Below are 23171 nucleotides of genomic sequence, written 5' to 3' on the forward strand. Positions count from 1 at the left end.
ATGGAACACAGGGACGCGTTAAAGCAGTACAGTATTCCGCAACTGTTGCGATGGCGGGTGAACACCAGCGGCGATAAGATCGCCTTGCGGGAAAAGGATTTCGGCGTCTGGAACTGCTATTCCTGGAATCAGTACTATGATTTTGTCAGAAAAGTAGGCCTGGGGCTGAGAAAGATCGGCTTTGAAAAAGGGGACCGCCTCGCCACCATCAGTGACAATATACCGGAAGTGCTTTATGTGGCCATCGGCGCTCAGGCGGTTGGCGGCATTTCCGCCGGTATTTATCAGACGAGTTTGCCCCATGAAATCGGCTCGATTCTCGACTATTTGGGCGTGAGCATCGTTTTTTGTAACGATCAGGAGCAGGTCGATAAGGTGGTTGAGGTAAGGGATAAAATTCCGAACGTTAAAAAAGTGATTTATGAAGATCCGCGCGGAATGCGGGGGTATCAGGCCGACGATTGGTTTATGAGTATTCAGGATCTCTACCAACTTGGAGAAAATGCGCACCGGGAAGCCCCTGAGCTCTTTGATGCCCTGGTGAATGACGGCAAACCCGATGACGTGTGCCATCTGTGTTTGACTTCCGGAACCACCGGTTTGCCCAAGGGCGCCATGCTGACCCATCGCAATTACATCAACATGGGCCTTCAATTGACCGCGGTGGATCCCCTGGCGGAAACCGATGAGTACCTGTCATTTCTCCCCTTTGCCTGGATCGGGGAGCAGATGAATTCCTTCGGGGTCGCCATGGCCACCGGCATCGCCGTCAATTTTCCGGAGTCGGTAGAGACCGCTATGGAAGATCTCAAGGAAATTGGGCCGCATTTCATGTTCGGTGCGCCCAGAATCTATGAAACCATTCGCTCCCGAATCTGGCTTAAAATCGACGAGTCTTACTGGCTGAACCGAATGCTCTATTATTATTTTATGAAAGTCGGCGAGGCTGCGGCCCAATATCGCATGGCCGGCCGGAACATGCCGCTTAAACTTCGGTTTTCGGCCTGGATCGGAAAGCAAATCATTTTCAGACCGCTTGTCAACCAGATCGGATTGCTACGGTTGCGAAGAGCCTATACAGGCGGAGCGGCACTGGGGCCGGAGTTGTTTACCTTTTACCAGGCCATCGGGGTGAACCTGAAGCAGATTTACGGTCAAACTGAAATTGTGGGCATTGCCTATATGCACCGGGACGGCGATGTTAGGCCCGATACCGTGGGAAAGCCCTTGCCCGGAACGGAGTGCCGAATTTCCGAAAAAGGCGAAATTCTTTCCCGATCCGAATCGGTCACGATCGGATATTATAATATGCCGGATAAGACCGAAGAAGTGCTCGAAGGCGGCTGGCTGCATTCCGGGGACGCCGGATACATTGACGATAACGGGCATTTGGTGGTCATCGACCGGTTATCGGATGTGATGCATACGCAGGCCGGCGAGATGTTCAGCCCCATGTTTCTTGAAAACCGGCTCAAATTCAGCCCCTATATCAAGGAGGCGGTGATTTTCGGTGACAAGATGGCGTATGTGGCCGCGCTGATCAACATCGATCCCATTGTTGTGGGAAAATGGGCCGAGGACCGGGGCATTTCTTTTACCACGTTTATGGATCTTTCCGCTAAGCCGGAGGTGGCCGAGCTGGTGCATGAGCAGATTAGGAAGATCAACCACCATGCGGAAAAACCGCATTTTCGAATTCGACGATTCGCCATTTTGTACAAGCTTCTGGACGTGGATGACGGTGAGTTGACCAAAACCGGAAAAATCCGCAGAAAATTCGTTCGTGAAAAGTTTGATGAATTGTATCAGGCGCTTTATGATGACGCCATTACCGAGAAAAAAGTCGAAGCCCTGTATCAGTACCAGGACGGCCAAACGGCCACCGTGGAAACGATAATCCGCTTTTATACGATGGAAGAGGTCCGATGAGCTATTTTTTTCAATTGGTGGTCAGCGGGATCGTGGTCGGCTCCATTTACGCCCTTTCGGGACTCGGGTTTGTGCTGATATACAAATCCAGTCGGGTGCTCAATATTGCGCACGGACAGATCATCGCCGCAGGGGCCTTTATTACCTATGCCTTAACGGTATGGGCGCGGGTGCCGATTTACATCTCCTTTGGGCTTAGCATGATCATCACCTTTTTTCTCGCCATGAGCGTGGAAAGAATTTTCCTTAGACGCTTGATCGGGGAGCCGATCATTTCCGTGATCATGGTGACCATCGGGCTGATGTCCATTTTGGATGGATTGGTCTATCTAACGCCCTTTGGAACGGAGAACTTCTCCTTTCCGGCGTTTCTTCCCAGAACGTCGATTGAATGGGGAGGGGTTTCCATCTCGTGGACACAACTGGTGGGCGTGATGATCACCTTTATCCTGATTGGCGCTTTTTCCTGGTTCTTTAAAAAATCCACGTTGGGAATCGCCATGCGGGCCGTGTCGGACGATCAATTGGCCGCCATGTCCATCGGCATTTCCGTACCCCGAGTATTTGGCTTGGCCTGGGCCATGGCCGGCTTGAGCGCTGCGGCCGCCGGCAGTATTATCGGAAATATTACCGGTCTTAATTTTGAGACCCTTCATGCATTCGGGATCGTTGTGTTTCCGGTGGTTATTCTTGGCGGACTCGATTCGATTCTCGGCGCGGTGGTGGCCGGCATTATCATGGGGCTGATTCAACAGTTCGCCGGCGGCTATCTGGATGGTAACTTGGGGCTGAACGGAACCGGTGAGGTTTTGCCCTACATCATTTTGCTGGTCATTTTGCTGTTTAAACCTCACGGCTTGTTCGGAATTCATGAAATAGAGCGGGTGTAATGATGGCATCAAATCGTTGGTTGGCCACCGGTAATTATTTTACTTCCTATAAGGAAGAGCAGCGGATTTTTTTCACTCGCCTGGACCAATCCGTGATGTGCCTTTTTATTCTCGCACTCTTTGTCTGGCCCATGCTGATTGAGGTGGATAATAAATACATGCTTGTCATCGACAACATTCTGGTGGCGACGGTTGCCATTATCGGGCTGAACCTGGTGACCGGATTTGCCGGCTTGATTTCAATCGGCCATGCCGCCTTTGTGGGCATCGGGGCATACACCATCGCCTCTTTTGCAAGGGTTCTGGGAGATTCCCATGTTCTGCTGACGCACGCCTGGCCGGTGATGATTTTCATTTCGGGTTTGGTGGGGGCCTTGTTCGGTGCGATTGTCGGTTTGCCGGCCCTGCGCTTAAAGCATCTGTATCTGGCCATCGCGACCCTTTCCTTTCAAATGATTTTTCAGTGGACCATCAATTTTATGGATTTTTTCAACCAGGGCCAGACGATTTCCGTGGGAAGGGTTTCCTGGTTCACTGGCACCGTGTCGCGCAGTCAGCATTATCTTTTCTGGTATTATGCCATTTTGGTGGTGATTATTATCGCGGGCTTTTCCGTTCGAAATTTGTTGCGAACCCGCTACGGCAGATGCCTGGTTGCCGTGCGGGACAATGACCGGGCGGCCGACGCCATGGGAATGCATCCCGGGTTTACCAAGGTGTATGCCTTTTCACTGGCGGGCTTTCTGGCGGGGGTGGCCGGTGCGTTAAACGCCTATCTTTATCGGGGAGTCGGCATCGAATCCTTTACCCTGCATGCCTCCATTACGTATCTGGCCATGGCCATCGTGGGTGGCCTGGGCACGCTGCACGGCTCGTTTTGGGGTCCTGCGGCCATCAAATTGCTGGACTTACAGGTGGAAAAACTGGCGGAATGGTCGGCCACCTTTTTGCCCTCCGGCATGAACCTGGCGACAGCCCTGCGACCGCTCAGTTTCGGGCTGGTGATCGTTTTGTTTTTAATGTTTGAACCGCGGGGAATCGCCAACTGGTGGCGGATTGCCCGATCGTACGTTAAACTGTGGCCTTTCCGTTATTAAGCGCGGCCGCTGAATGCATTGTTTCGGTCCGGCATCCCGCCGGTTGATATTCGACCTTGAACAACACTTACTGCAAGGAGGAGACATGAAAAGACATAACATGATTCTGCGGATACTAGTTTTTTCAGCTGTTTTGATGGCGATTTCAACACCCGCGCTGGCCGGAAACGTGTATAAAATGGCGTTGTCGCTTGCCATAACCGGACCGACGTCCGATGCCGGCAATCCCTATGCCAAGGGCGTTGAGGATTTTTTCAATTTTGTGAACGAAACAAAAGTGCTTGGAGATGACACCATTCAGTGCACGATTCGGGACGATCAGTACAATAACGATGTGACCAAAAGAAATTTCGAAGATTTCATGGATCAGGGCATTGTGTTTTATCTCAACTACTCAACGGGAAGCACGCTGGCCCTGAAAAAGGATTTCGAGGAAGAAAAAATGCCGGTCATTCCCGCGTCTTTTCATGCCGGCAACCTGATTGACTCAAATTATATTTTTCTTCCGATAGCGTCCTATTCCGCCCAGGCCATCGGTCTGGCCGAATATGTCGTTAAAAATCATCAGGGAGACACGCCGAAAGTCGCCATGTTCATTCATCCATCGGCGTTTGGTCGAGGGCCGGTGGAAGATCTTCAAAAAGCCGTTGCCGCCGGCCTTAAAATGGAAATTGTGGAGGTGGTGGAGCACGGCAAGGATCTCGATAACACGGCCATGTTGAAACGACTGATGAGCAAAGGCGTTCAATACGTGATCAGCCAGACTGTTCAATCACCGGTTGCCACCATGCTTCAGGATGCCAGCCGTCTCGGCCTGGTGGCCGGTTCTTTCGGCGAAGCGGGTAAAATCACCTTTCTGGGCTGCCATTACACGGGCGGAAACGATCTGATCGCGCTGGCCGGTGCGGCCGCCGAGAATTTTTACTGGACGACCTCTTACATCATCACCAATGAGCCGAGTGCAGGCGCGGATGCCCAGTTGGCGCTGGCAAAGAGATATAACCGCGATGAAAAAGCGGCCAACTCCCATAACTATGCGAACGGCATGATGGTGGCCCAGGTTGCTACCGAAGTGATTCGCCGGGCAAAGGCAAAAGGGAAGCAAATCAACAAGGAAACGTTATATGAGGAAATGCTTGCAATGAATGGAGACAACGCGTTTTCACCGGGCACCACGGTGGGGCCGGTCACCTTTTCCGCGACCGATAAAGCCGGTGTGGATACCCTTCAGCTTTATGCTGTTAAAGGGGGTGCCTTTAAATCCATCGGCGCTCCTTTTATTCCCGAGTATACAAGCAAAATCAAGTAGTCGTAAGGACTGAATGGGAAGAGATGGAATCGGTGCCGCCCCGCCATCTTTCGAACCGAAACCAGGTGAATTCGGTTTCGGTTCGGAGAGGGATAATGTGGGGTTCTGAGTCATCCATTGTCTGCTGAAACTGATTGAAAAGCCGCCTTATGGAAAAAAAAACTGAGAACCTGCTGGAAGTCAATAACATCGAAGTCGTTTATAACGACATTATTCAGGTGCTCCGCGGGGTCAGTCTGAATGTTGCCGAAGGGAGTATTGTCGCCCTGCTCGGAACCAACGGCGCGGGAAAAACAACTACCTTGCGGGCCATCAGCGGACTGCTGAAGCCCGAGAACGGCTATATTCGGGAAGGATATGTTAAATTTGAGAAAGAAGACATCACCAATGTGCTCGGAACCCAGGTCGTTCGGCTGGGTGCGGTGATGGTGCCGGAGGGGCGCAGGGTGTTCAAGCACCTTTCGGTGGATGAGAATATACGCGCTGGCTCCATCACCCGTCGGGATGGTGCGCAGAAAATTCGCGCCGACCATGAGCTGATGTACACGCATTTTCCGCGGCTATCGAACATTACCCATCGGCTTGCCGGCTATTGTTCCGGAGGAGAGCAGCAAATGATCGCCATCGCCCGAGCGCTGATGGCGGCGCCGAAAATGCTTATGCTCGATGAGCCGTCCCTTGGGTTGGCGCCCCTGTTGGTTAAAGAGATTTTCGAAAATATCGGGATTATCAACAAGAAGATGAATACTACGATTTTGGTCGTCGAGCAAAACGCCAAGATTGCACTCAATATTTCCGATTATGCGTATATTATGGAATCGGGAAAAATCGTGCTGGAGGGCGCCTCCAAAGAGTTACAGCATAATCCCGATGTCAAGGAGTTTTACATGGGCGTCACACAGGGCGGAGGCCGAAAATCCTTTAAGGAAGTAAAGTCTTATAAACGACGCAAACGCTGGATGTAAGAAGCATTGAAAATCGGGAGTCGGCGCGTTGGGAGGGGCGAAAAATTTTTCGCCCTTACGGGCTGTGGGCATCGCTCGCGTTGGTATTCATCAAATGGTTGAAGCGCCTGATAGGGAAAGGGTAAGAACAATGAAATTTTTGGTGGGGTATAACGGTTCGGATGTGGCCAAAGCGGCACTGACTTTGGCGCGAACCTATGCGGAAGTGTTTAAAGCCAAGGTCTTTATCATGACGTCCATGGGAGGTGGCTCCCAAGAAACGCTGGAAACCATTACAAGGGCGGAAAATGAGCTGACGCATGCAGCGGAATTTCTGAAAGAAAAAGGGATCGAGTGCGAGACCCATCAACTCGCGCGCGGGCTTGCGCCCGGTGAGGACCTGGTGGCCTTTGCGCAAGAAAATGAGATTGACCAGATCTTTGTCGGGGTGGAGAAAAAATCGAAAACGCAGAAAATTATTCTCGGCTCTACCGCGCAGTACATCGTACTAAAAGCGCCTTGCCCGGTTGTAACCGTCAACCGGTCGTCTATTTGAGATAATACTTTTTTTCAGGCATGAAAAGATTGCCGAGGATAGCACCATGGGACTTTATGATTTTACTTTCTATGATCTGATCAATCGTAACGCCGTCGCTTTTGGCGAGCGTTTCTGTTGGATAGAGGCCGATGACGGCCGGCAATTGACGTTTAGCAATTATAAAAACCAAGTGGACTGCCTGGCGGGCGGGCTTTACCATGCCGGTATTCGCAAGGGCGATCGAATCGGCCTTGTGGGAAAAAACAGCCTGGAATTTTTTTTGCTGTACGGCGCAGCCGCGGCTCTGGGCGCTATCATGTTGCCGGTTAACTGGCGACTTTCAGCGGACGAGCTGTGCTTTAACCTGAATGATGGCGCACCCAAGTTGCTTTTTGCCGATGCCGAATTTCAACCCATGCTCAATGAAAAGCGGTCGGAATTACCCTCCATCGGAGCCTATTATAACTTAAAGGCCGATATGGGTGATGCCTTGCCTTTTAAAGAATTGCTGAATTCATTGGACGCAGCACCCCTGACGGATGTGGCCGATGCGGACGGGTTTGTTATCATTCATACGGCCGCCGTGGCGGGGCGACCCCGCGGGGCCTTGGTAAGTCACGGCAATTTTATGTGCGCAGACCTTCATTTCAACTATTATCTTAATCTATGCGCCGAGGATGTGCACCTGAATTTATTGCCCCTTTTCCATGTGGCGGGGGTGGTTATGGCCTTTAACGCCTTTCATGCCGGAGCGTTGAATATCAATGTCGGAAAATTTGATGCTGCCGCGGCCGCGCAATTGATTCGGGACAAAAGGGTTAGCCTGTGTTTTGACTTTCCGCCGATTTTAGATTCCATCCTTGATGCGGCAAGTAAAGAGAGGATTGATTTAAGTTCTTTTAAGGCGGTAGTGGGGTTGGGTACTGCGGAGGGAATGGAACGGTTCCAATCCGAAACCGGCGGCACTTACCATTGCATGTACGGGCAGACCGAAACCGCGTGTCTGGTCACCATGGGCCGATATGGCGATCGGCCGGGATCGATCGGAAAACCCATTTCTCTGGCGGATGTGTGCCTGGTGGACGAGCGGGATCAACCGGTCAAGGTCGGTGAGATCGGTGAAATCACGGTGAAAGGCCCCATGGTGTTTAAAGGGTATTGGGGGTTGCCTGAAGACAATGCTTATACGTTTCGTGACGGTCGGCACCATACCGGCGATTTGGGCCGCTTTGATTCGGACGGATTTTTATTTTATGCGGGCAGAAAAGAAGAGAAAGAACTCATCAAGCCGGGGGGTGAAAACGTTTATCCCGCCGAGGTGGAAAAAGTTATCTTGCAGCATCCGGCGGTGCTGAAAACGGTCGTGATCGGTGTGCCGGATCCCAAATGGAAAGAAGGCATCAAGGCGGTTTGTCAACTTCATTTGGGACAGACACTTTCCGCTGCGGAGCTGATGCGCTTTGTGGCGGATCGTATCGCCAGTTATAAAAAACCCCAATACGTGGAATTTGTCAGCGAGTTGCCCTTAAAATCCGATGGAACCCCGGATCGGGCCCGGATAAAATCGCTATATGGGCAACCTTAACCCATCGGAATGCATACCTCGAAAAAATCGGGATATCTCCAAGCACTGTGAGCCGTGTGGTGCTCGACGTTTTTTATAGGGATTTTTCTGTTTCTATTAAAGCGTTATAGCGCTTTCTTGCGTGGCATAATCAGCTCCAAATCGTCTTTTTCAATCCGATAGCCGCTTGCCAGATACCGGTCTGATTCGGTCTTGACAAACGGATTATATTTTGACTTGCTTTTCCCTGAGTAAGCACACCCCGTGTATGAGCGGTCGCAGGGGCGGTGTTGGCGATGTTTATTATATTGGGTGCCGGGAGATCGAAAATTGATATCTCGAAACCTTAAACTGCTTGAATAAGCGAGGGAGAAAATTAATCGTATTATGAACGATTTGACGAGTACTGATTCCAATTCAAGAGTCAAGTTGACTGGCCCGCATACATTCCACATGGAAGGATGGATCAGTTGTGCGCCCTTTGAAAGACTGCTTCGCATGGATATACTTGAGGCGCTAAATGGCCGAGCAGTGCTGACAATGCCATTTCTTATCGATTATGCCCAAGGCGCGGGGCTGATGCACGGCGGCGCTCTAGTAAGCCTTGCCGATACGGCTGTTGTGATGGCCATCAAAAGCATTCTGCCTTCCGGGACGCATTTTGCAACCATATCTCTGATGTCAAAATTTCTTTACCCGGTCAAATGCGGTATAGTGACTGCTGTTGCTGAAGTTTTGCAACCTGAAGAGAGAACTTTATCCGGCCGGGCCACTGTTTACAATGATAAAAAAAAAGAAGTGCTTGAATTTGAGTCTGTTTTCAAAATAGCCAAGGATGCCAGTATAAAAGGGGTGAAGATCACCCCGGGGATGGCCTGAATGGCTCGGGTTAGTATTTGACATCATAGTAGATATGTGATGTTATTGTCATCGTTGAATGGCCCATCCTTTTTGCCGTTTTGGGACTCTACATCGGCACTACGCCGGCCTATGACGCCCGCGCTTTGCTGACGGATCAAACGCATGCGTTGGATGAATCGGTATGGAGATCTTCGAGCAGTCATGGAAATATCACAATGCTGGAAAACCATTATTGATACCCTTCAGGATGGTCTGATCGTGGTGGATACGGCCGGCGTGATTCAGGCGGTCAACCCGGCGGCTGAGAGGCTGACCGGTTATGCCATGAAGGAGCTCATCGGCAGTTCTTGCCGCATTCTGAATTGCACCGGGTGCAAAATTATCGGCAAAGGAGTGGGGAAAGATTTTTGCAAATTATTTACCGTTGGAGAATCCAGAGGGAAGCAATGCGTGATCACTCAGAAGGATAACCGGTCGGTTTCCATTCATAAAAGTGCGACACTGCTCAAAGGGCCGACAGGAGAAGTGGTCGGTGCCGTTGAGATTCTTACCGACATGTCCGAGCTGATGCGCAAGCAGACGGAAATCGAATCGCTTCGAAAAACGCTGCATATGGATGACGGGTATCATGGTATTTTAGGGAAATCCCCGGCTATCGAACGGTTATTCGAGCTGATTGATAGCGTGGCCCCATCCAATGCGCCGGTTCTTATTCAAGGACAAAGTGGCACCGGCAAGGAACTGGTTGCCCGGGCGATTCATGAGGTCAGCAACAGAAAGGCGGGACCGTTTGTAAAGGTCAATTGCGCAGCCCTGAATGAGAGCTTACTGGAAAGCGAATTATTCGGTCATGTGAAGGGTGCTTTTACTGGTGCGGACCGGGATCGTATCGGGCGGTTTGAAGCAGCGCACGGGGGCACGATTTTCCTCGATGAGGTGGGGGATATTCCGCTATCCATCCAGGTCAAGCTGCTTCGCGTGCTTGAAGAAAAGGAAATCGAGCGGGTCGGGGACCATAAACCGGTCAGCGTGGACGTGCGGATTGTTTCGGCCACCCATCGAAATCTGGAAGAATTGGTGGCAAACGGGGCGTTCCGGGAAGATCTCTTTTTTCGAATCAACGTGTTTCCGTTGTATTGCCCGCCGCTCTCAGAGCGCATAGAGGATATTCCGCTCATTGTGCAGCATTTTATCGATCGTCATTCGGAAAAAGGGAATAAAAAAATACTGGGTTTGACCGCCGAAGCCATGCGGCTGCTTTTATCGCATCCGTGGCCGGGAAATGTGCGGGAGCTTCGAAATGCCATTGAATATGCGTTTGTGTTGTGTCCGGGCGGGTATGTGGAGGTGGCCCATATGCCGCCTAAGATTTCCGCGGGCAATGGCAACACCGTGTGCTTCAGGCCGCCCGATCCGGCGAATTCCGAAGAACAGTCCAAATTTCTTGACTTATTGCGCCGAACCGGCGGCAACCAGTCGGAGACGGCCCGCTTATTAGGGGTTAGCCGCGTGACGGTATGGAAGCGGATCAAAAAATATGGTATTCGGCTGCCACAGGATTTATAAAACAGCAGCTTAGGCCCTTTACCAGAAACATGCACGCTTTTGCGTGTACATTCGCCGAAGGTGAAAATGACTTTTATGCATCCCAGCATCCCAGCATCCCAGCATCCGGCTTTGCCGGATTTGGAAGTCGGGATGAGACAGCAAGCGAATATAAGGCCCCTTACATGACGGCGCAAAACGTCAACCCGCTGGGCCCCCCGGTCGTGCCGATCGTCGGCTTTTCCGGTGCTGGCAAAACCACCTTGCTGGTCAAGGTGATTGAAGCGCTTTCTTTGCGCGGGTTTCGCATCGGCACCATCAAACATCACAGCCATGATTTTGAAATGGATGTGCCGGGTAAGGATACCTGGCGGCATAAGCAAGCCGGTGCGAGTACGACACTAATTTCTTCACCCAACCGGATTGGTATGGTCCGGGACGTGGCGTCTGAAATGCGCCTGGATGAACTAATCCCGCTGGTGTCCGCTGTCGATGTCATTCTGGTAGAAGGGTTTAAACAGATAAAACGGGATAAGCTTGAAGTTTTCAGGCCGGAAGTTTCAGCACAACCGGCCTGCCTGAAGGATGAATACCTCGTGGCGCTTATCAGTGACACACCGATCGAGATTGGGGTGCCTCGATTTTCGCCATTCGATGTCAAAGGAGTGACCGATTTTATTGTCACCCATTTTCAGCTAGCCCGCTAAGCCCCTTTTCCGAAAGGACAATGCGGAAAGGTGCACGAGTCGCAGTCCTGGCAGAGTCCGCCATGGCCCAACGCGGCCAGTTGCAGCTTTCCGATTTTTTCTCCCGCTAGAATTCTGGGTAATATCAGATCCAGCACCGTGATGCGATGATGCAGCCCGCACGCCGGCATACCCAGTACCGGTACCTTGCCGATGTAGGCCACAAGGAACATGGCGCCGGGCAATGCGGCCGCGCCGTAATGAATGTCATCCGCACCGGCTTTTCGAATGCCGGCCCGCGAAACATCGTCCGGATCGACGCTCATGCCGCCGCTGGTCAAAATCAGCTCACAGCCGGCTTCGATATGCTTATGAATAACGTCCGCAATTATCTCCTCGTTGTCCGGCACAAGGGCGGATGCGATCACCTCGGAGCCAAGCGCTTGCACCTTTTGGGTCAGAATGGCGGCATAACGGTCTTCAATGAGACCACTGAACACTTCATTGCCGGTGATCACAAGCCCGACCCGAACCTGACGCAACGGTTTGATCGATACAACCGCGCCGTTTTGCCTGGCGATGGCGGCGGCGCGTTCAATGACGGCGCGCTTCATGACCAGCGGAATGGCCCGCGTGGCGGCCACCTGCTCTCCTTTTTTGACGAGAGAATGCGTGTGTTGCGTGGCACACATCACCTCATCGACCATATTGAAAGCGATCAGCGCGGTGGCATCAACATACAAGATCCCATCTCTGTCCGACAGCAATTTGATCTTTCCCTCATGGGGATGATGGTCATGAACAATGCCGTCTCCAGCCAGGGCATCGGCCAGAATGAGCGCGGCCTGGTCTTCATGAATCTCGCCTTCTTCCAGTTCGAGTTCATACAGATGGTTTTTCCCGAGCCGCTGCAAACGGCAAATGTCTTCGTTGCAAACCGTGTGTCCCTTTTTAAACGCCGCGCCTTTAAACTCGCCGGGGCGAATTTCGGTGATATCGTGCGCGAGGGCGGTGCCTACAGCGTTTTCTATGGGTATCTTCTTGCGCATGGTGACTCCTTACGATGCAAAATTTAATTTCCGCCTTTTGATCGTGCTAACAGGGAAGGTGATTATTCCGCCTTTTTTTCGGGTATCCAATTCATATTTGGCCAGGATACTTCGCGGGCGTTTTTAAAATAGGATTGCCCCGCGCAGATTTTGCAAAACACACGCCCACTCGAAATCACTTCACGATGGTCCCGGACCACCTGACCACAGTTGCTGCAGGTCACTTTCCGGCGGGTCGGGCCCGGAAAATCATATTCACTCAGGATGACTTCGACCGCATGAACCCGGAACAGCACGCTGTCCGGCATGCGCTTGTAGGCTTCGATTTGCTGGTCCGGGTAGTTTCTAATATCCGGGGCATACGCCGATACCAAGTCCCTGGATTCTTCCGTGGACACAATCCGAAAGGCCTTTTGCGTTTCAAGGTTTACAAACGTGGCTGCCATAATGCCAAAATCCATGTGTTTCAGGGACCGGCGGCCGAGCTTTACCCCCGTGGTATGCGCTACGGCATCGCCCGTGCAGCGGTCCATCTCCACATAAACAATCAGTTTTTTAATCTGATCGCGGCGTTTGGGCTCATCCAGTCCGATCAGCCTGCAGCCGAGAATGGCCATGCGGACCCCCACGACCTGTCCTGGGCAAAGATGGCCGTGTGCCTCGACCGATGATGCCAAAAGTTTTTCAAAAGGTTCCACGCTGTGTTCCCATGATATTTAAGCCAAGGATTGAAGGGCTGCAGCCAAGTGCTTTCATCGAATAGATCTGGTTGCGCTGCTTGTTCCCGATAATGACCGAGCCTGTTATGCGACAGCTTTTTTATCGTCTCAACGTATACCATAATGAATCAACTTACAAATTCAACTTTCGGCGCGGGCGAGCCGGTGCCTCCTTAAGATGATCCCGCCTTATCAGAGTCGCTTTCAGACACAGCGGCGATAGAAGGTATCGGTCAGATGCTTGATGCGACCGTACAAGCAGTTTGATCACGCTGAAGATCCATAATGAACCTGCTGGTCGCGTTCGGTTTGGGGGCAATTGACGCTTGCTTTTACGTGGTGGCGTCACTATTATTGATTGATAAATTCCGGTTGAAAATTGCGCCGCAACAATCGCGCAACATTTAGAATACGGCCTTCAACAAGCAGGAAATCGCCATGGAAAAGGGAATATTCGCTGGTTTATCAATGGTACGGTCTGCGGCGGGAGAGTCCAAGGCAATTGGAAAGAAAAGATGCTCAGGTGCCGTTCCTGTGAAGTATTGCAACGCCTGCTCTGATGCATCTTTTTTCAAGCCGCCTTTCCTGTCGTATTCATAACGAACCACAACTGCACTTTGATGTTGCCTTGCCATGATAAATCCGTTTCATTTATTTTAACCCACTCAGCACTTGGCCTGACCGGGTGCGATTCTGCGCAGAGAACAGCCGGTCCGCAAGCGGTTCAGGAGGCCGAAAATGATGAACATGGTGTGCATACTGACCATAAAATCGTGGGCCGTGTGAACCGATATCGGCAGGTTTTCAATAAAAAAGGTAAGAATGATAACGATAGTCATGCTGGTCAACATGCCCATGGAACCCATGGCGGTCCCCATGCTCGATGCCATGCCGTAATCCTTGGCATGAACGCGGGTGACCTATTCACCATGAGGAGGTTTTTATGTATGCATGGTGTGGAACTTTGCTGGGCGTTGATTTGACCTGCCAAACCTTCGAAAAAAAGGTTCTGAATCCTGATGTGGCCAGGGACTTTTTGGGGGGGCGCGGTCTCAATGCAAAAACGCTTTTCGATCGGGTGAAGCCCGGCATCGATCCCCTGGCCCCGGAAAATCTCCTCTGTTTTGCGCCTGGCATGTTGACCGCCACCTCACTGGGGCTCGCCAGTCGTCTTCACGTAAGCACCCTTTCTCCATACAGCGGAATTCTGGGGGACGGCAATGTCGGCGGCGCCATGGCCAGTGTCATGAAGCAGGCTGGATATGATCAAATTGTGGTGGCAGGCGCTTCATCGAAACCTGTTTACCTGCTTATCGAAGACGGTGAAATCTCCTTTCACGACGCAGGTAACCTGTGGGGCCTCACCACTTGGGCTACTACCGACGCACTTGTCCAACGCCACGGAAAGGGGGTGTGCGTTGCCTGCATCGGCCAAGCCGGGGAGAACCTGGTGCGTCAGGCTTCTACCATTGTGGACAAATACGCTTCGGCTGCGCGGGGCAGTGGAGCGGTATGGGGTTCCAAAAAGCTGAAGGCCATGGTGCTGAGAGGCACAGGAGGACCCGAACTGTTCGATCGCCCCGGCTATATCGCCCTGACCCGGGAGGACAAACGGTTCCTGACCCAAGACCGCGTGCAAAAGGAAGTGGCCTCGGTATACGGCTCCCACTATGGTGTGACCCACTGGTTCCCCGGCTTTCGCAACTCCGCGAAAGTACTTTCCGCCGACGAAATCCCACCGGCACTGCGCCCGGAGGCGTGGAAAGCTTACGAAATCGGTCGCGTGGGTTGTCGAGGTTGCCATATTAAATGCAAGAATGCTTATAAAATTCCAGAGGGGGGGCGCAAGGGTGAAATGGGTGAGGCGCTTGAGTATGAAGCGATTTACTGCCTTGGCACCAACTGCGGCGTGTTCGATCCCCTTGCCATCATGGAAATGGAGAACCTCTGTGACGCATACGGGGTAGATGTCATTGCGATTGGCAACACCATCGCACTGGCCAAAGACCTTTATAACCGCGGCATCATCGATGACAGGGTCACCGATGGTCTCGACCTCTCCTGGGAGAACGTCGAAGGTCAGGTGGAATTGATCCATAAGACGGTGATGCGCGAAGGCTTTGGCAATCTTATTGCCGAGGGGATGTACGCCTTGGCCAAAAGAATCGGCAAAGGGGCCATGGACTACTGCTACCATGTAAAGGGCCTGGGGCGCGGCGTCTATCCTGCCGGCCTCTTCTCGCTTGCCCATGCCGTTGCCACGCGTGGCGCCGATCACTTGCGCGGTCGAAGCTGGGCCGCCGGGGATAACTCCGATGAGGAAGTGCTCAAAGAACTCGTAGCGAAAGGGATCATCAGCAATGATCCTGTCCAATCCATCATTCACGGCGAACGGGTCACCACCCTGGCTGATTGCATCGGTCGTTGCAAAGGGGCCGTGAATACGTGGACATGCGCGCTTCCCCTGGTTTGGAAAGGGTCCCTGTTCGAAGGCTTGGCCGAGATGCTGACCAAAGCCACCGGCATTCCCTTTACGGCCAAAATGGTCGTGGCGGTCTCCGATCGCGTGGGGGCAGTGGAACGCGCTTTTAACGCACGCCGGGGGATCACGATAAAAGAGGATAGGTTGCCCCAGCGCCTGGAATTCAGAAACACGCCCGAGGGTGCAATGGAAAGAAAAACTCACCTAACCCTGGTCAGAGCCTGGTATGAAAAGAATGGCTATGACACAGTAACCGGTCGACCCACTCGGCAGACTTGCGAGCGCCTTAATATTGCCGAGGTTGCCAAAAGACTTGAGGAAGACGGCCCTTATAACACATGGGACGGACCGCCCTTGAGGGATTTGAATAGCTACCCCAAGGGCGGAAAGCGCTTCTGAATATCCTTTCCCGACCAACCAGCTTCATTTTACGGAAGCTGTGTTGGTGAAGTGATTTCACATGAAGCCTCCGGACAGAACAGTTTCAACCACATGCTGCCTTTGGTTTCCGTCTTCTCGGTTGTGGGTAGAGAGAACCGCTCCTCTTCCGCCATACAGGCATCTTCGGGACAAAACACCTTTAGCCACTTATCTTTTTTATTATCAGCCAGTTGGAGCCTCTTTGTCGTTTACGGGCACTGGGGTGTTGCGACCGAAAACCGCGAACCCGACAGTGCCGATGATCCCGAAAACGAACGCCGTAAGGAGGTTCGTCTGCGGGCTGATTTGCCATAAGAACGCGCCGCCCAGCGCGGCCATGGCAACAAAAACATCTCGGATGAGATAATAGAGCCCGAACATGCCCGCCTTACAGCTATCAGGTGATAGATCCATAATGAGTGATTTGCGGGTGGGCTCGCCGAATTCCTTAAGTCCCCGTAAAAAAAAGGCGGCCAGCAGCCACTCGAAGGAATGGCTGAACAGAAGCACCAGCGGGAAAAGGGTGAAAAAAATAAAGGTCACGAGAACAAAGGGCTTCTTGGTGCTTCTGTCCGCCATATAGGCTACCGGGATGTAGACAAGCACTGCCGTTGCCATCTCGATGGTGGTCAGAAGACCGAACTGGACGGCGGAGACAGGATCGGCGACGGTTTTCATGCACCAGACCACTACAAATGCATAGGGGATCTGTTCGCAGAAACGAATCAGTATATCGGTCACCAGCAGCCCCTTCATGGTCGGATTCATCAATCGCAGCAGTTTGAGCGGGTTTTTTTCCGGCGAGAGATTGCAAGTGTCCTTTGATGGATTTGCAATAGGCGTATCATCTTCGATCAGACGCTGCTGAAGAATCAGGGCAGCTCCCGCGAGCACCAGTGCTGCCGCAAACGCCAGGCGCACGCCGTCCCGCTCCCCCCAAACACTGATGAAAATGCCGCCAATCAAGGGTCCCAAAGCCATGGGAATACGGCGCACCAGTGAGTGCATACTCACGCCCATGGTGCGCTTATGCTGAGGTAATACCTTGTAAATGAGACTCATAGTGGCCGGCAGTGAGATCGCCGACCAGGAGATAAAGAGTAGCGCTCCGGCCAGCACTGCCTGCCAGGAAGGCACCAGAAGCACCAGGGCGAAGCCGGTCATGGCGACCATGTTGAACACCAACAGGGAGCGCTTTGTGCCGATCCGATCTGACAGATACCCGCCGGGGAAGCTGTAGAGGGCCGAGAGCAAGTTGTCCATCGCCTGCAAAAGACCGATGGCAAGCGCACCCCCGCCCAGCGCCATCAGGTAAATGGGCAAAAACCGCTCTGCCATGTGCTCCCCCATTCCGACCAGCACCACCATGGAGAGTACGCCCAAGGTGCTGCGCTGAAGACCTAAAAAGCCGGAGAGCCGGAAGGTATGGTTTTTTAAGGTTTCCTGGATTGCCATGAGCTTTTCCTTTAAGGACTCGGTGAATTATGCCGATCTTCTTGCGCGCGGTTCGGTTCACGTTTGTTTTTCAAAATAGGCATAAAGGTTTTCGAATAGCTTGAAGCCCTCCTGCATGCGTCGATTGTCCTCCGGGTGAGAGGCAACCAGACCGGTCAACAACGCATTAAAACCATCCGTTTCCCTGCGGCCGTATTTAGCGTCTTTGAGATCGATGTCGTGAACCACTTCGGCTAAAGGAAAAAGCGCCCGGTCCTGGAGATGCAGGCGCTGGATCATTATTTCGAAGCTGCACAGGTTTCCCTCGTGGGTGAATTCTCCGTCAAACATGTCGAATCGAAGCTCTCCCTCCTTCGGGACATAGCGTGAACCCTGGACGAACTTGAAAACCGCCTCGGGATCCATAAATCGGAGGATCAGCCACCCGCACGCGATGCGGTCAATAAAGAGGTTTTTTCTTGTCACCCAGATTTTTCCTTTGAGGGTGTCAAATCCTTCTTTGGGGGCGGATGGTGCCCATGTCTTTCCAGACACTTTTGCCGAAAGGTCGCTCAGGAGGCTTTTAGCAGTTTCCTGCTCGGGCGGCGGAAAGAAATCGATGCTCCTCACCTCGTCCAATCTGCGCTGTAACTTTGTCAAATGGAGCGGAATTCTTACCGCCGAGTCTGGCGGGTCCGTTTGCCTTGAAGAACATTCGGTCACTAACTGATTGGTCTCTTGAATGATTTTTTCGTAATCCGACTTGCGGGCGCCCTGAAATAGCGCCATAACTTTTTCGTCGGAGAGACCTTCCAGAAACCGGACCTCTGAAATCGAACCATCTCCGCCGCCCTCTATGATCTCTTTTAATATCCAGCTCAAGTCTTCCCGGGACTGATCGGAAATGGGCGTGGCGTAGACAGACTGTTTGACGGCCACAGCCCCCACCTGCTGGAGGCGCCGCCAGATTTTCACTCTAAGCGCGTTGGGGGTGGGCGGTATCTGGTGGATTAGCAGCAACCATTTTAATGGGGCATTGAGTGTCATGGGTTTCTCCATAGCAAATATACCTTAGCAATGTATCAGATGTTACATCTTGTCAAGATCGATCTTAATAAAAATGCCTTTTGACGTTTAAATTAACACAATATTTATTGGGATTGACTATCTGATTTGTTAAAGAAACAGTTGTTACATAAAAATAGGTAGCGGGGTGAACGAAGATGGTGCTTAGGGGGTTGGAAGATGCCAATATGCCGGTTGTAAGCGGAAGGCCGGCGCAGTTTTAAAACCAAGCCGCTTTTTCTGGTCGTTTCGGCTTTGAGGCATCATATTTAATGAACGCAGCTGGTAAGATGCAATGGGAAACGGGTTAAAGTACCCCAGCAGCCGCCGGGCTGGCAACCCCCGAAAAAAATAATAAACCAGCTCCCAAAAGCATATGCGGTTGCTCTGGAATCAACCAGTCTAAATCCTTGACACTTTCGGGCGTTATGACTAAAGTTCCCCGTCTAAAATAGAAATTTCGTTCTATCCGATACGGAGGATGTGATGGATTATAAAAATACGCTCAATTTGCCCGAGACTCGGTTTCCCATGAAAGCGAGCCTGATCAACAAGGAACCCGAACAGCTAAAAGCATGGGATGAGGCAAGGCTTTACGATAAAATCCGCGAGGATTCAAAGGGAAGACCGCGCTTTATTTTGCATGACGGACCCCCCTATGCCAACGGCCACATTCATATGGGCACGGCGCTAAATAAGGTTTTGAAAGATATTATCATTCGTTCCCGCCAGATGAGCGGATTCGATGCGCCCTATGTGCCGGGCTGGGACTGCCACGGATTGCCCATCGAGCACAATGTGGATCAGGAACTGGGTTCCCAAAAAAAGGAAATGAGCCAGGCCGATTTCAGGCGGCAGTGTCGAAAATATGCGGAAAAATTCATCGACATTCAGCGTGAGGAATTCAAGCGTCTGGGCGTCATGGGAGAATGGGAGAACCCTTATCTGACCATGACCTATCCGTATGAGGCCATCATCGCACGGGAGTGTTGCCAATTCGCCTTAAACGGCAGTTTGTTCAAAAGCAAAAAGCCGATTCACTGGTGTCCGCGGTGCAATACCGCTTTGGCCGAGGCGGAGATCGAATACCACGATGAAACCTCGCCTTCCATTTTTGTCAAATTCGCCTTGAAGGATGATATCAGCGGGCTTTATCCGGCGCTCAAGGATAAAAAGGTGTCCGTGGTCATCTGGACCACCACACCCTGGACGATTCCGGCCAATCTTGGTATCAGCCTGCATCCTGAATTTGAATATGCGGCCGTTGCGGTGGGTGGCGATGACGTGCTGATTTTGGCCCGAGAGCTGACGGCTTCCTGCATGGCGCAATTTGGCGTAACGGATTATCAGGTGTTGGCTGAGATAAAGGCGTCGGACCTGGAAAGGAAAAATTGCCGCCATCCGCTGTATGACCGGGATTCCATGATGTTGTTGGGCACGCATGTCACCCTTGAGGCTGGCACCGGGTGCGTGCATACGGCACCGGGCCATGGTCGCGAGGACCATGAAGTGGGTCTTGCTTATGGTCTTGAAACCTATTCGCCGGTGGATGAAAACGGACGGTTTACCAAGGACGTTGAATTTTTTGCGGGACAGTTTGTTTTTGACGCCAACAAGGCCATCAATGCGATGTTGACCGAAAAAGGCGCGCTCTTAAAAGAGAGCAAACTGACCCATTCCTATCCCCATTGCTGGCGGTGCAAAAAGCCGGTTTTTTTCCGGGCGACGCCCCAATGGTTTATTTCCATGGACAAGACCGGGTTGCGGCAAAAGGCCCTGGCCGAGATCGATCGCGTTCAGTGGATTCCGCACTGGGGCCGGGAGAGAATCTACGGCATGATTGAAAAACGCCCGGACTGGTGCATTTCACGGCAGCGGGCATGGGGAGTTCCCATCACGGTTTTTTATTGCCGAGATTGCGAGACCATGCATATCAGCCAGGCCTTTGTGGATCATGTGGTCGAGTTGTTCAAGCAACACGGCGCCGATGTTTGGTTTGAAAAGGATGCGTCTGAATTGCTGCCGGTGGGGGCGGCATGTGAAAAATGCGGCGGCACGGATTTTATCAAGGAAACCGATATCCTGGACGTGTGGTTTGATTCCGGTGTTACCCACGCGGGGGTGCTGGAGGCCCGGGAAAATCTGTCCTGGCCTGCGGACTTGTATCTGGAGGGCAGCGACCAACATCGGGGTTGGTTTCACAGCTCGCTTCTGGAGGCGGTGGGAACCCGCGGCAGCGCGCCGTATAAGGCGGTGTTGACCCATGGATTCGTCGTGGACGCCGAAGGCAAGAAAATGAGTAAATCTCTTGGCAACGTGGTGGCGCCCAAGGAAGTGATCAATAAATACGGGGCGGAGATATTGCGGCTGTGGGTGTCGGCGTCGGATTATCGGGATGACGTCCGGATTTCAGAAACGATTCTAAAGCAGCTCAGTGATGCCTACCGCAGAATCCGAAACACCTGCCGGTTTCTGCTCGGCAACTTGAAAGACTTTAACCCGGCCACGGACAGTGTTGACGATGCGTCCATGCCGGATATCGACCGGTTTGCGCTGCACAAACTTCAGGAGTTGATCGCCAGGTGCCGAAAGGCCTATGATGAGTTTGAGCTGCATATCATTTATCATGCCATTTTTAATTTCTGCACCCTGGACATGTCGGCATTTTATCTGGACGTGTTGAAGGATCGGCTCTACACTTCGCCACCGGCGTCTCACGAGAGAAGAAGCGCTCAGACGGTTATGTACGCCTTGCTCGACGGGATGGTTCGGCTGATGGCGCCGGTCATGTCCTTTACCGCCGAGGAGGTGTGGCGGTACATGCCCGAAACGGCCGAAAAGGAATCCAGCGTGCACCGGGCCGCAATGCCCACGGCCAATGAGGCCCGTGTGGATAAGGCGTTGGCGAAAACCTGGGAGGGCCTCCTTCAAGTGCGTCGCGAGGTGACCAAGGTTTTGGAGCGGGCGCGCGCCGAAAAAATGATCGGTCATTCTCTGGATGCCGGCGTGACGCTTTATGTGAATGACGCGCTGCAAGCCCTGCTGAGACCCTACGCGAATGATTTGCGTACCATTTTTATTACCTCCAAGGCCGAGATCGCGGCATTCGAAAGCGCCGCCGGTGCGGGAGAGGCAACGGAGATGGAAGGATTGCGAATCGCCGTCTCGCGGGTTTCCGAAGAAAAATGCGAGCGTTGCTGGATTTATGATGCCACAGTGGGCGAGGATGAAACGCATTCGACGATCTGTAAGCGTTGCCGGGATGCCCTGGCGGCAATTGGCGTATCGTGATGTCGAATCCTGCTGAAAAAGACATGACACGGCACGGCATCGCCCGGCTGGGTATTATCACGGCGCTGATTGTGGTGTTGGACCAGATTACCAAGCTGATCATTACGCGCACCCTCCCCCTGCACGAGTCCATTCCCGTCATCGACGGGTTTTTCAACCTTACCCATGTCCTTAATCCCGGCGGGGCCTTCGGGGTATTCGCTCAGGCCGGGCCGGGGGTTCGGTATTTCTTTTTCATCGGCGTTTCGCTCGTTGCGCTGGGTCTGGTGTTTTATTTTTATCGGACCACCCCGCGATCGCATCCGGTTCTCGGCGCCGCATTCGCCCTTATTTTCAGCGGTGCCGTGGGCAATCTGATTGACCGGGTGCGTTTCGGGGTTGTCATCGATTTTCTGGATTTTTATGTGAAGGGCTGGCATTACCCGGCTTTTAATGTTGCGGACAGCGCCATCACGGTCGGTATCTGCATCTGCGTGTATCATTTTCTTTTCAACAAACTGCCATGAAGGAAATAAAGGCCAACGCCCGAAAGGGTGCGTCCATATCGAGGCTTAACGCATGCATCCCGTCTTAATCAAAATCGGTCCCGTTTCCATCTACACTTACGGGTTATTCGTTGCGCTCGGGTTTTTAGTGGGCATTTTAGTCGCTCAGAAGGAGGCCGTCCGTCTGGGGCAAGCGCCCGCCCGGGTGGGGGATCTGTGCTTTTATATCCTCATTGCGGCCATCATTGGATCAAGACTTTTTTATATGGCCGTCAATCCAGGTGAATTTATGGAAAATCCCCTGGAAATTTTCAAAATATGGAATGGCGGGCTCGTGTTTTACGGGGGATTCATCGCCGCGGTCGTGACGATGGTTGTTTATCTGAGGCGAAAAAGGCTTCCCCTATGGCAAACAACTGATATACTGGCGCCCGGGTTGGCCGCCGGGCATGTGCTGGGACGGATCGGGTGCTTTTTTGCCGGGTGCTGTTACGGCAAGGCGTGTGCGTTGCCCTGGGCTGTGACTTTTACGGATCCGATGTCTTTGGCCCCTCACGGCATTCCGATTCACCCGACGCAGTTATACGAAGTGATCAACAATTTGATCCTTTTTTCTTTTCTATGGTGGTTTCGAAAACGCAAAACCTTTGATGGTCAAGTGTTCTGGGTATATCTGTTGCTCTATGGGGTGACGCGAACCTTGCTGGAAATTTTCAGGGGAGATCCGCGTGGCCTGTTCTTGGACGGCCTTTTGTCCATTTCTCAAATTATCGGCATGGCGCTGGCTGCGATTGCCGTGGCGATGCTGATCTACAAGCCAGGCCATCGCCCCGTCAAGACAGCCGGCCGAAACGCGTAACGAG

The 23171-nt window shown here is 52.3% G+C and carries 21 protein-coding genes; 15 read left to right on the forward strand and 6 right to left on the reverse strand.

Annotation, left to right across the window (positions count from 1 at the left end):
- The 10 genes from RBT11_11060 (at window position 1) to mobB (ending at window position 11384) form a co-directional block, all read left to right on the forward strand.
- Window positions 1–1929 (forward strand): AMP-binding protein, encoded by a 1929-nt coding sequence (locus tag RBT11_11060; GenBank protein ID MDX9787309.1) that lies wholly within the window; start codon window positions 1–3, stop codon window positions 1927–1929.
- Window positions 1926–2819 (forward strand): branched-chain amino acid ABC transporter permease, encoded by an 894-nt coding sequence (locus RBT11_11065; GenBank protein MDX9787310.1) that lies wholly within the window; start codon window positions 1926–1928, stop codon window positions 2817–2819. Before RBT11_11060 ends, RBT11_11065 begins: the two co-directional genes overlap by 4 nt.
- Complete coding sequence (locus RBT11_11070) at window positions 2819–3916, forward strand: branched-chain amino acid ABC transporter permease (GenBank protein MDX9787311.1); 1098 nt, start codon at window positions 2819–2821, stop codon at window positions 3914–3916. Before RBT11_11065 ends, RBT11_11070 begins: the two co-directional genes overlap by 1 nt.
- A gap of 85 nt (window positions 3917–4001) precedes the next feature.
- Window positions 4002–5225, forward strand: a complete 1224-nt coding sequence (locus RBT11_11075; GenBank protein MDX9787312.1) for an ABC transporter substrate-binding protein — start codon at window positions 4002–4004, stop codon at window positions 5223–5225.
- A gap of 149 nt (window positions 5226–5374) precedes the next feature.
- Window positions 5375–6190 carry an ABC transporter ATP-binding protein gene (locus tag RBT11_11080; GenBank protein ID MDX9787313.1) on the forward strand — a complete coding sequence of 272 codons (816 nt, stop codon included), beginning with the start codon at window positions 5375–5377 and terminating at the stop codon, window positions 6188–6190.
- 130 nt (window positions 6191–6320) lie between these two features.
- A complete protein-coding gene (locus RBT11_11085) occupies window positions 6321–6725 on the forward strand; it encodes a universal stress protein (protein ID MDX9787314.1) in 405 nt (134 codons plus the stop codon).
- A gap of 46 nt (window positions 6726–6771) precedes the next feature.
- Window positions 6772–8292: an AMP-binding protein gene (locus RBT11_11090; GenBank protein ID MDX9787315.1), complete on the forward strand. Its 1521-nt coding sequence runs from the start codon at window positions 6772–6774 to the stop codon at window positions 8290–8292.
- A 366-nt stretch (window positions 8293–8658) separates the two neighbouring features.
- Window positions 8659–9150, forward strand: coding sequence for a PaaI family thioesterase (locus RBT11_11095; protein ID MDX9787316.1), 492 nt, complete (start codon window positions 8659–8661; stop codon window positions 9148–9150).
- Window positions 9151–9333: 183 nt separating this feature from the next.
- Window positions 9334–10698 (forward strand): sigma 54-interacting transcriptional regulator, encoded by a 1365-nt coding sequence (locus RBT11_11100; GenBank protein ID MDX9787317.1) that lies wholly within the window; start codon window positions 9334–9336, stop codon window positions 10696–10698.
- A gap of 164 nt (window positions 10699–10862) precedes the next feature.
- Entirely contained in the window at window positions 10863–11384 is a 522-nt protein-coding gene (mobB, locus tag RBT11_11105) for a molybdopterin-guanine dinucleotide biosynthesis protein B (protein MDX9787318.1), read from the forward strand.
- Here mobB and RBT11_11110 read toward each other — a convergent pair.
- Window positions 11381–12412: a molybdopterin-binding protein gene (locus RBT11_11110; protein MDX9787319.1), complete on the reverse strand. Its 1032-nt coding sequence runs from the start codon at window positions 12410–12412 to the stop codon at window positions 11381–11383. The two genes, mobB and RBT11_11110, sit on opposite strands and share 4 nt — an antisense overlap.
- 62 nt (window positions 12413–12474) lie before the next feature.
- Entirely contained in the window at window positions 12475–13110 is a 636-nt protein-coding gene (locus RBT11_11115) for an FmdE family protein (protein ID MDX9787320.1), read from the reverse strand.
- A gap of 306 nt (window positions 13111–13416) precedes the next feature.
- On the opposite strand from RBT11_11115, the gene RBT11_11120 reads away from it, so the two are divergent.
- Window positions 13417–13539 carry a hypothetical protein gene (locus RBT11_11120; protein ID MDX9787321.1) on the forward strand — a complete coding sequence of 41 codons (123 nt, stop codon included), beginning with the start codon at window positions 13417–13419 and terminating at the stop codon, window positions 13537–13539.
- Here the strand turns inward: RBT11_11120 and RBT11_11125 are convergent.
- Together RBT11_11125 and RBT11_11130 are read right to left on the reverse strand one after the other, a co-directional pair.
- Window positions 13536–13766: a hypothetical protein gene (locus RBT11_11125; protein ID MDX9787322.1), complete on the reverse strand. Its 231-nt coding sequence runs from the start codon at window positions 13764–13766 to the stop codon at window positions 13536–13538. The genes RBT11_11120 and RBT11_11125 overlap by 4 nt on opposite strands.
- A gap of 30 nt (window positions 13767–13796) precedes the next feature.
- Complete coding sequence (locus tag RBT11_11130) at window positions 13797–14021, reverse strand: hypothetical protein (protein ID MDX9787323.1); 225 nt, start codon at window positions 14019–14021, stop codon at window positions 13797–13799.
- Window positions 14022–14074: 53 nt separating this feature from the next.
- Here RBT11_11130 and RBT11_11135 point away from each other — a divergent pair, with 53 nt between their 5' ends.
- A complete protein-coding gene (locus RBT11_11135; GenBank protein MDX9787324.1) occupies window positions 14075–16012 on the forward strand; it encodes an aldehyde ferredoxin oxidoreductase C-terminal domain-containing protein in 1938 nt (645 codons plus the stop codon).
- 204 nt (window positions 16013–16216) lie between these two features.
- Here the strand turns inward: RBT11_11135 and RBT11_11140 are convergent, their stop codons facing one another.
- Window positions 16217–17488, reverse strand: a complete 1272-nt coding sequence (locus tag RBT11_11140) for an MFS transporter (GenBank protein ID MDX9787325.1) — start codon at window positions 17486–17488, stop codon at window positions 16217–16219.
- Window positions 17489–17545: 57 nt separating this feature from the next.
- A complete protein-coding gene (locus RBT11_11145) occupies window positions 17546–18514 on the reverse strand; it encodes a chromate resistance protein (GenBank protein ID MDX9787326.1) in 969 nt (322 codons plus the stop codon).
- Between the two features lie 504 nt (window positions 18515–19018).
- Here RBT11_11145 and ileS point away from each other — a divergent pair.
- From ileS to lgt, 3 genes are read left to right on the forward strand one after another with little or no spacing between them, the layout of a single operon-like run.
- Window positions 19019–21823, forward strand: a complete 2805-nt coding sequence (ileS, locus tag RBT11_11150) for an isoleucine--tRNA ligase (GenBank protein ID MDX9787327.1) — start codon at window positions 19019–19021, stop codon at window positions 21821–21823.
- Window positions 21823–22329: a signal peptidase II gene (lspA, locus tag RBT11_11155; GenBank protein ID MDX9787328.1), complete on the forward strand. Its 507-nt coding sequence runs from the start codon at window positions 21823–21825 to the stop codon at window positions 22327–22329. The genes ileS and lspA overlap by 1 nt, the downstream gene beginning before the upstream one ends.
- A 52-nt stretch (window positions 22330–22381) precedes the next feature.
- Window positions 22382–23167: a prolipoprotein diacylglyceryl transferase gene (gene lgt, locus RBT11_11160; protein ID MDX9787329.1), complete on the forward strand. Its 786-nt coding sequence runs from the start codon at window positions 22382–22384 to the stop codon at window positions 23165–23167.
- The last annotated feature ends 4 nt before the right edge of the window (window positions 23168–23171 follow it).

The sequence above is a fragment of the Desulfobacterales bacterium genome (assembly GCA_034003325.1).
Taxonomy (GTDB): Bacteria; Desulfobacterota; Desulfobacteria; order Desulfobacterales; family JAFDDL01; genus JAVEYW01.

What these genes read in the sequence shown, in the direction of transcription:
- ileS (MDX9787327.1), top strand. Translation starts at nt 19,019, where the DNA reads ATGGATTATAAAAATACGCTCAATTTGCCCGAGACTCGGTTTCCCATG.
- RBT11_11125 (MDX9787322.1), bottom strand. Translation starts at nt 13,766, where the DNA reads ATGGCAAGGCAACATCAAAGTGCAGTTGTGGTTCGTTATGAATACGAC.
- RBT11_11065 (MDX9787310.1), top strand. Translation starts at nt 1,926, where the DNA reads ATGAGCTATTTTTTTCAATTGGTGGTCAGCGGGATCGTGGTCGGCTCC.
- lspA (MDX9787328.1), top strand. Translation starts at nt 21,823, where the DNA reads ATGTCGAATCCTGCTGAAAAAGACATGACACGGCACGGCATCGCCCGG.
- RBT11_11070 (MDX9787311.1), top strand. Translation starts at nt 2,819, where the DNA reads ATGATGGCATCAAATCGTTGGTTGGCCACCGGTAATTATTTTACTTCC.
- RBT11_11140 (MDX9787325.1), bottom strand. Translation starts at nt 17,488, where the DNA reads ATGGCAATCCAGGAAACCTTAAAAAACCATACCTTCCGGCTCTCCGGC.
- RBT11_11080 (MDX9787313.1), top strand. Translation starts at nt 5,375, where the DNA reads ATGGAAAAAAAAACTGAGAACCTGCTGGAAGTCAATAACATCGAAGTC.
- RBT11_11120 (MDX9787321.1), top strand. Translation starts at nt 13,417, where the DNA reads ATGAACCTGCTGGTCGCGTTCGGTTTGGGGGCAATTGACGCTTGCTTT.
- mobB (MDX9787318.1), top strand. Translation starts at nt 10,863, where the DNA reads ATGACGGCGCAAAACGTCAACCCGCTGGGCCCCCCGGTCGTGCCGATC.
- RBT11_11095 (MDX9787316.1), top strand. Translation starts at nt 8,659, where the DNA reads ATGAACGATTTGACGAGTACTGATTCCAATTCAAGAGTCAAGTTGACT.
- RBT11_11110 (MDX9787319.1), bottom strand. Translation starts at nt 12,412, where the DNA reads ATGCGCAAGAAGATACCCATAGAAAACGCTGTAGGCACCGCCCTCGCG.
- RBT11_11060 (MDX9787309.1), top strand. Translation starts at nt 1, where the DNA reads ATGGAACACAGGGACGCGTTAAAGCAGTACAGTATTCCGCAACTGTTG.
- RBT11_11135 (MDX9787324.1), top strand. Translation starts at nt 14,075, where the DNA reads ATGTATGCATGGTGTGGAACTTTGCTGGGCGTTGATTTGACCTGCCAA.
- RBT11_11075 (MDX9787312.1), top strand. Translation starts at nt 4,002, where the DNA reads ATGAAAAGACATAACATGATTCTGCGGATACTAGTTTTTTCAGCTGTT.
- RBT11_11090 (MDX9787315.1), top strand. Translation starts at nt 6,772, where the DNA reads ATGGGACTTTATGATTTTACTTTCTATGATCTGATCAATCGTAACGCC.
- RBT11_11100 (MDX9787317.1), top strand. Translation starts at nt 9,334, where the DNA reads ATGGAAATATCACAATGCTGGAAAACCATTATTGATACCCTTCAGGAT.
- RBT11_11085 (MDX9787314.1), top strand. Translation starts at nt 6,321, where the DNA reads ATGAAATTTTTGGTGGGGTATAACGGTTCGGATGTGGCCAAAGCGGCA.
- lgt (MDX9787329.1), top strand. Translation starts at nt 22,382, where the DNA reads ATGCATCCCGTCTTAATCAAAATCGGTCCCGTTTCCATCTACACTTAC.
- RBT11_11130 (MDX9787323.1), bottom strand. Translation starts at nt 14,021, where the DNA reads ATGGCATCGAGCATGGGGACCGCCATGGGTTCCATGGGCATGTTGACC.
- RBT11_11145 (MDX9787326.1), bottom strand. Translation starts at nt 18,514, where the DNA reads ATGACACTCAATGCCCCATTAAAATGGTTGCTGCTAATCCACCAGATA.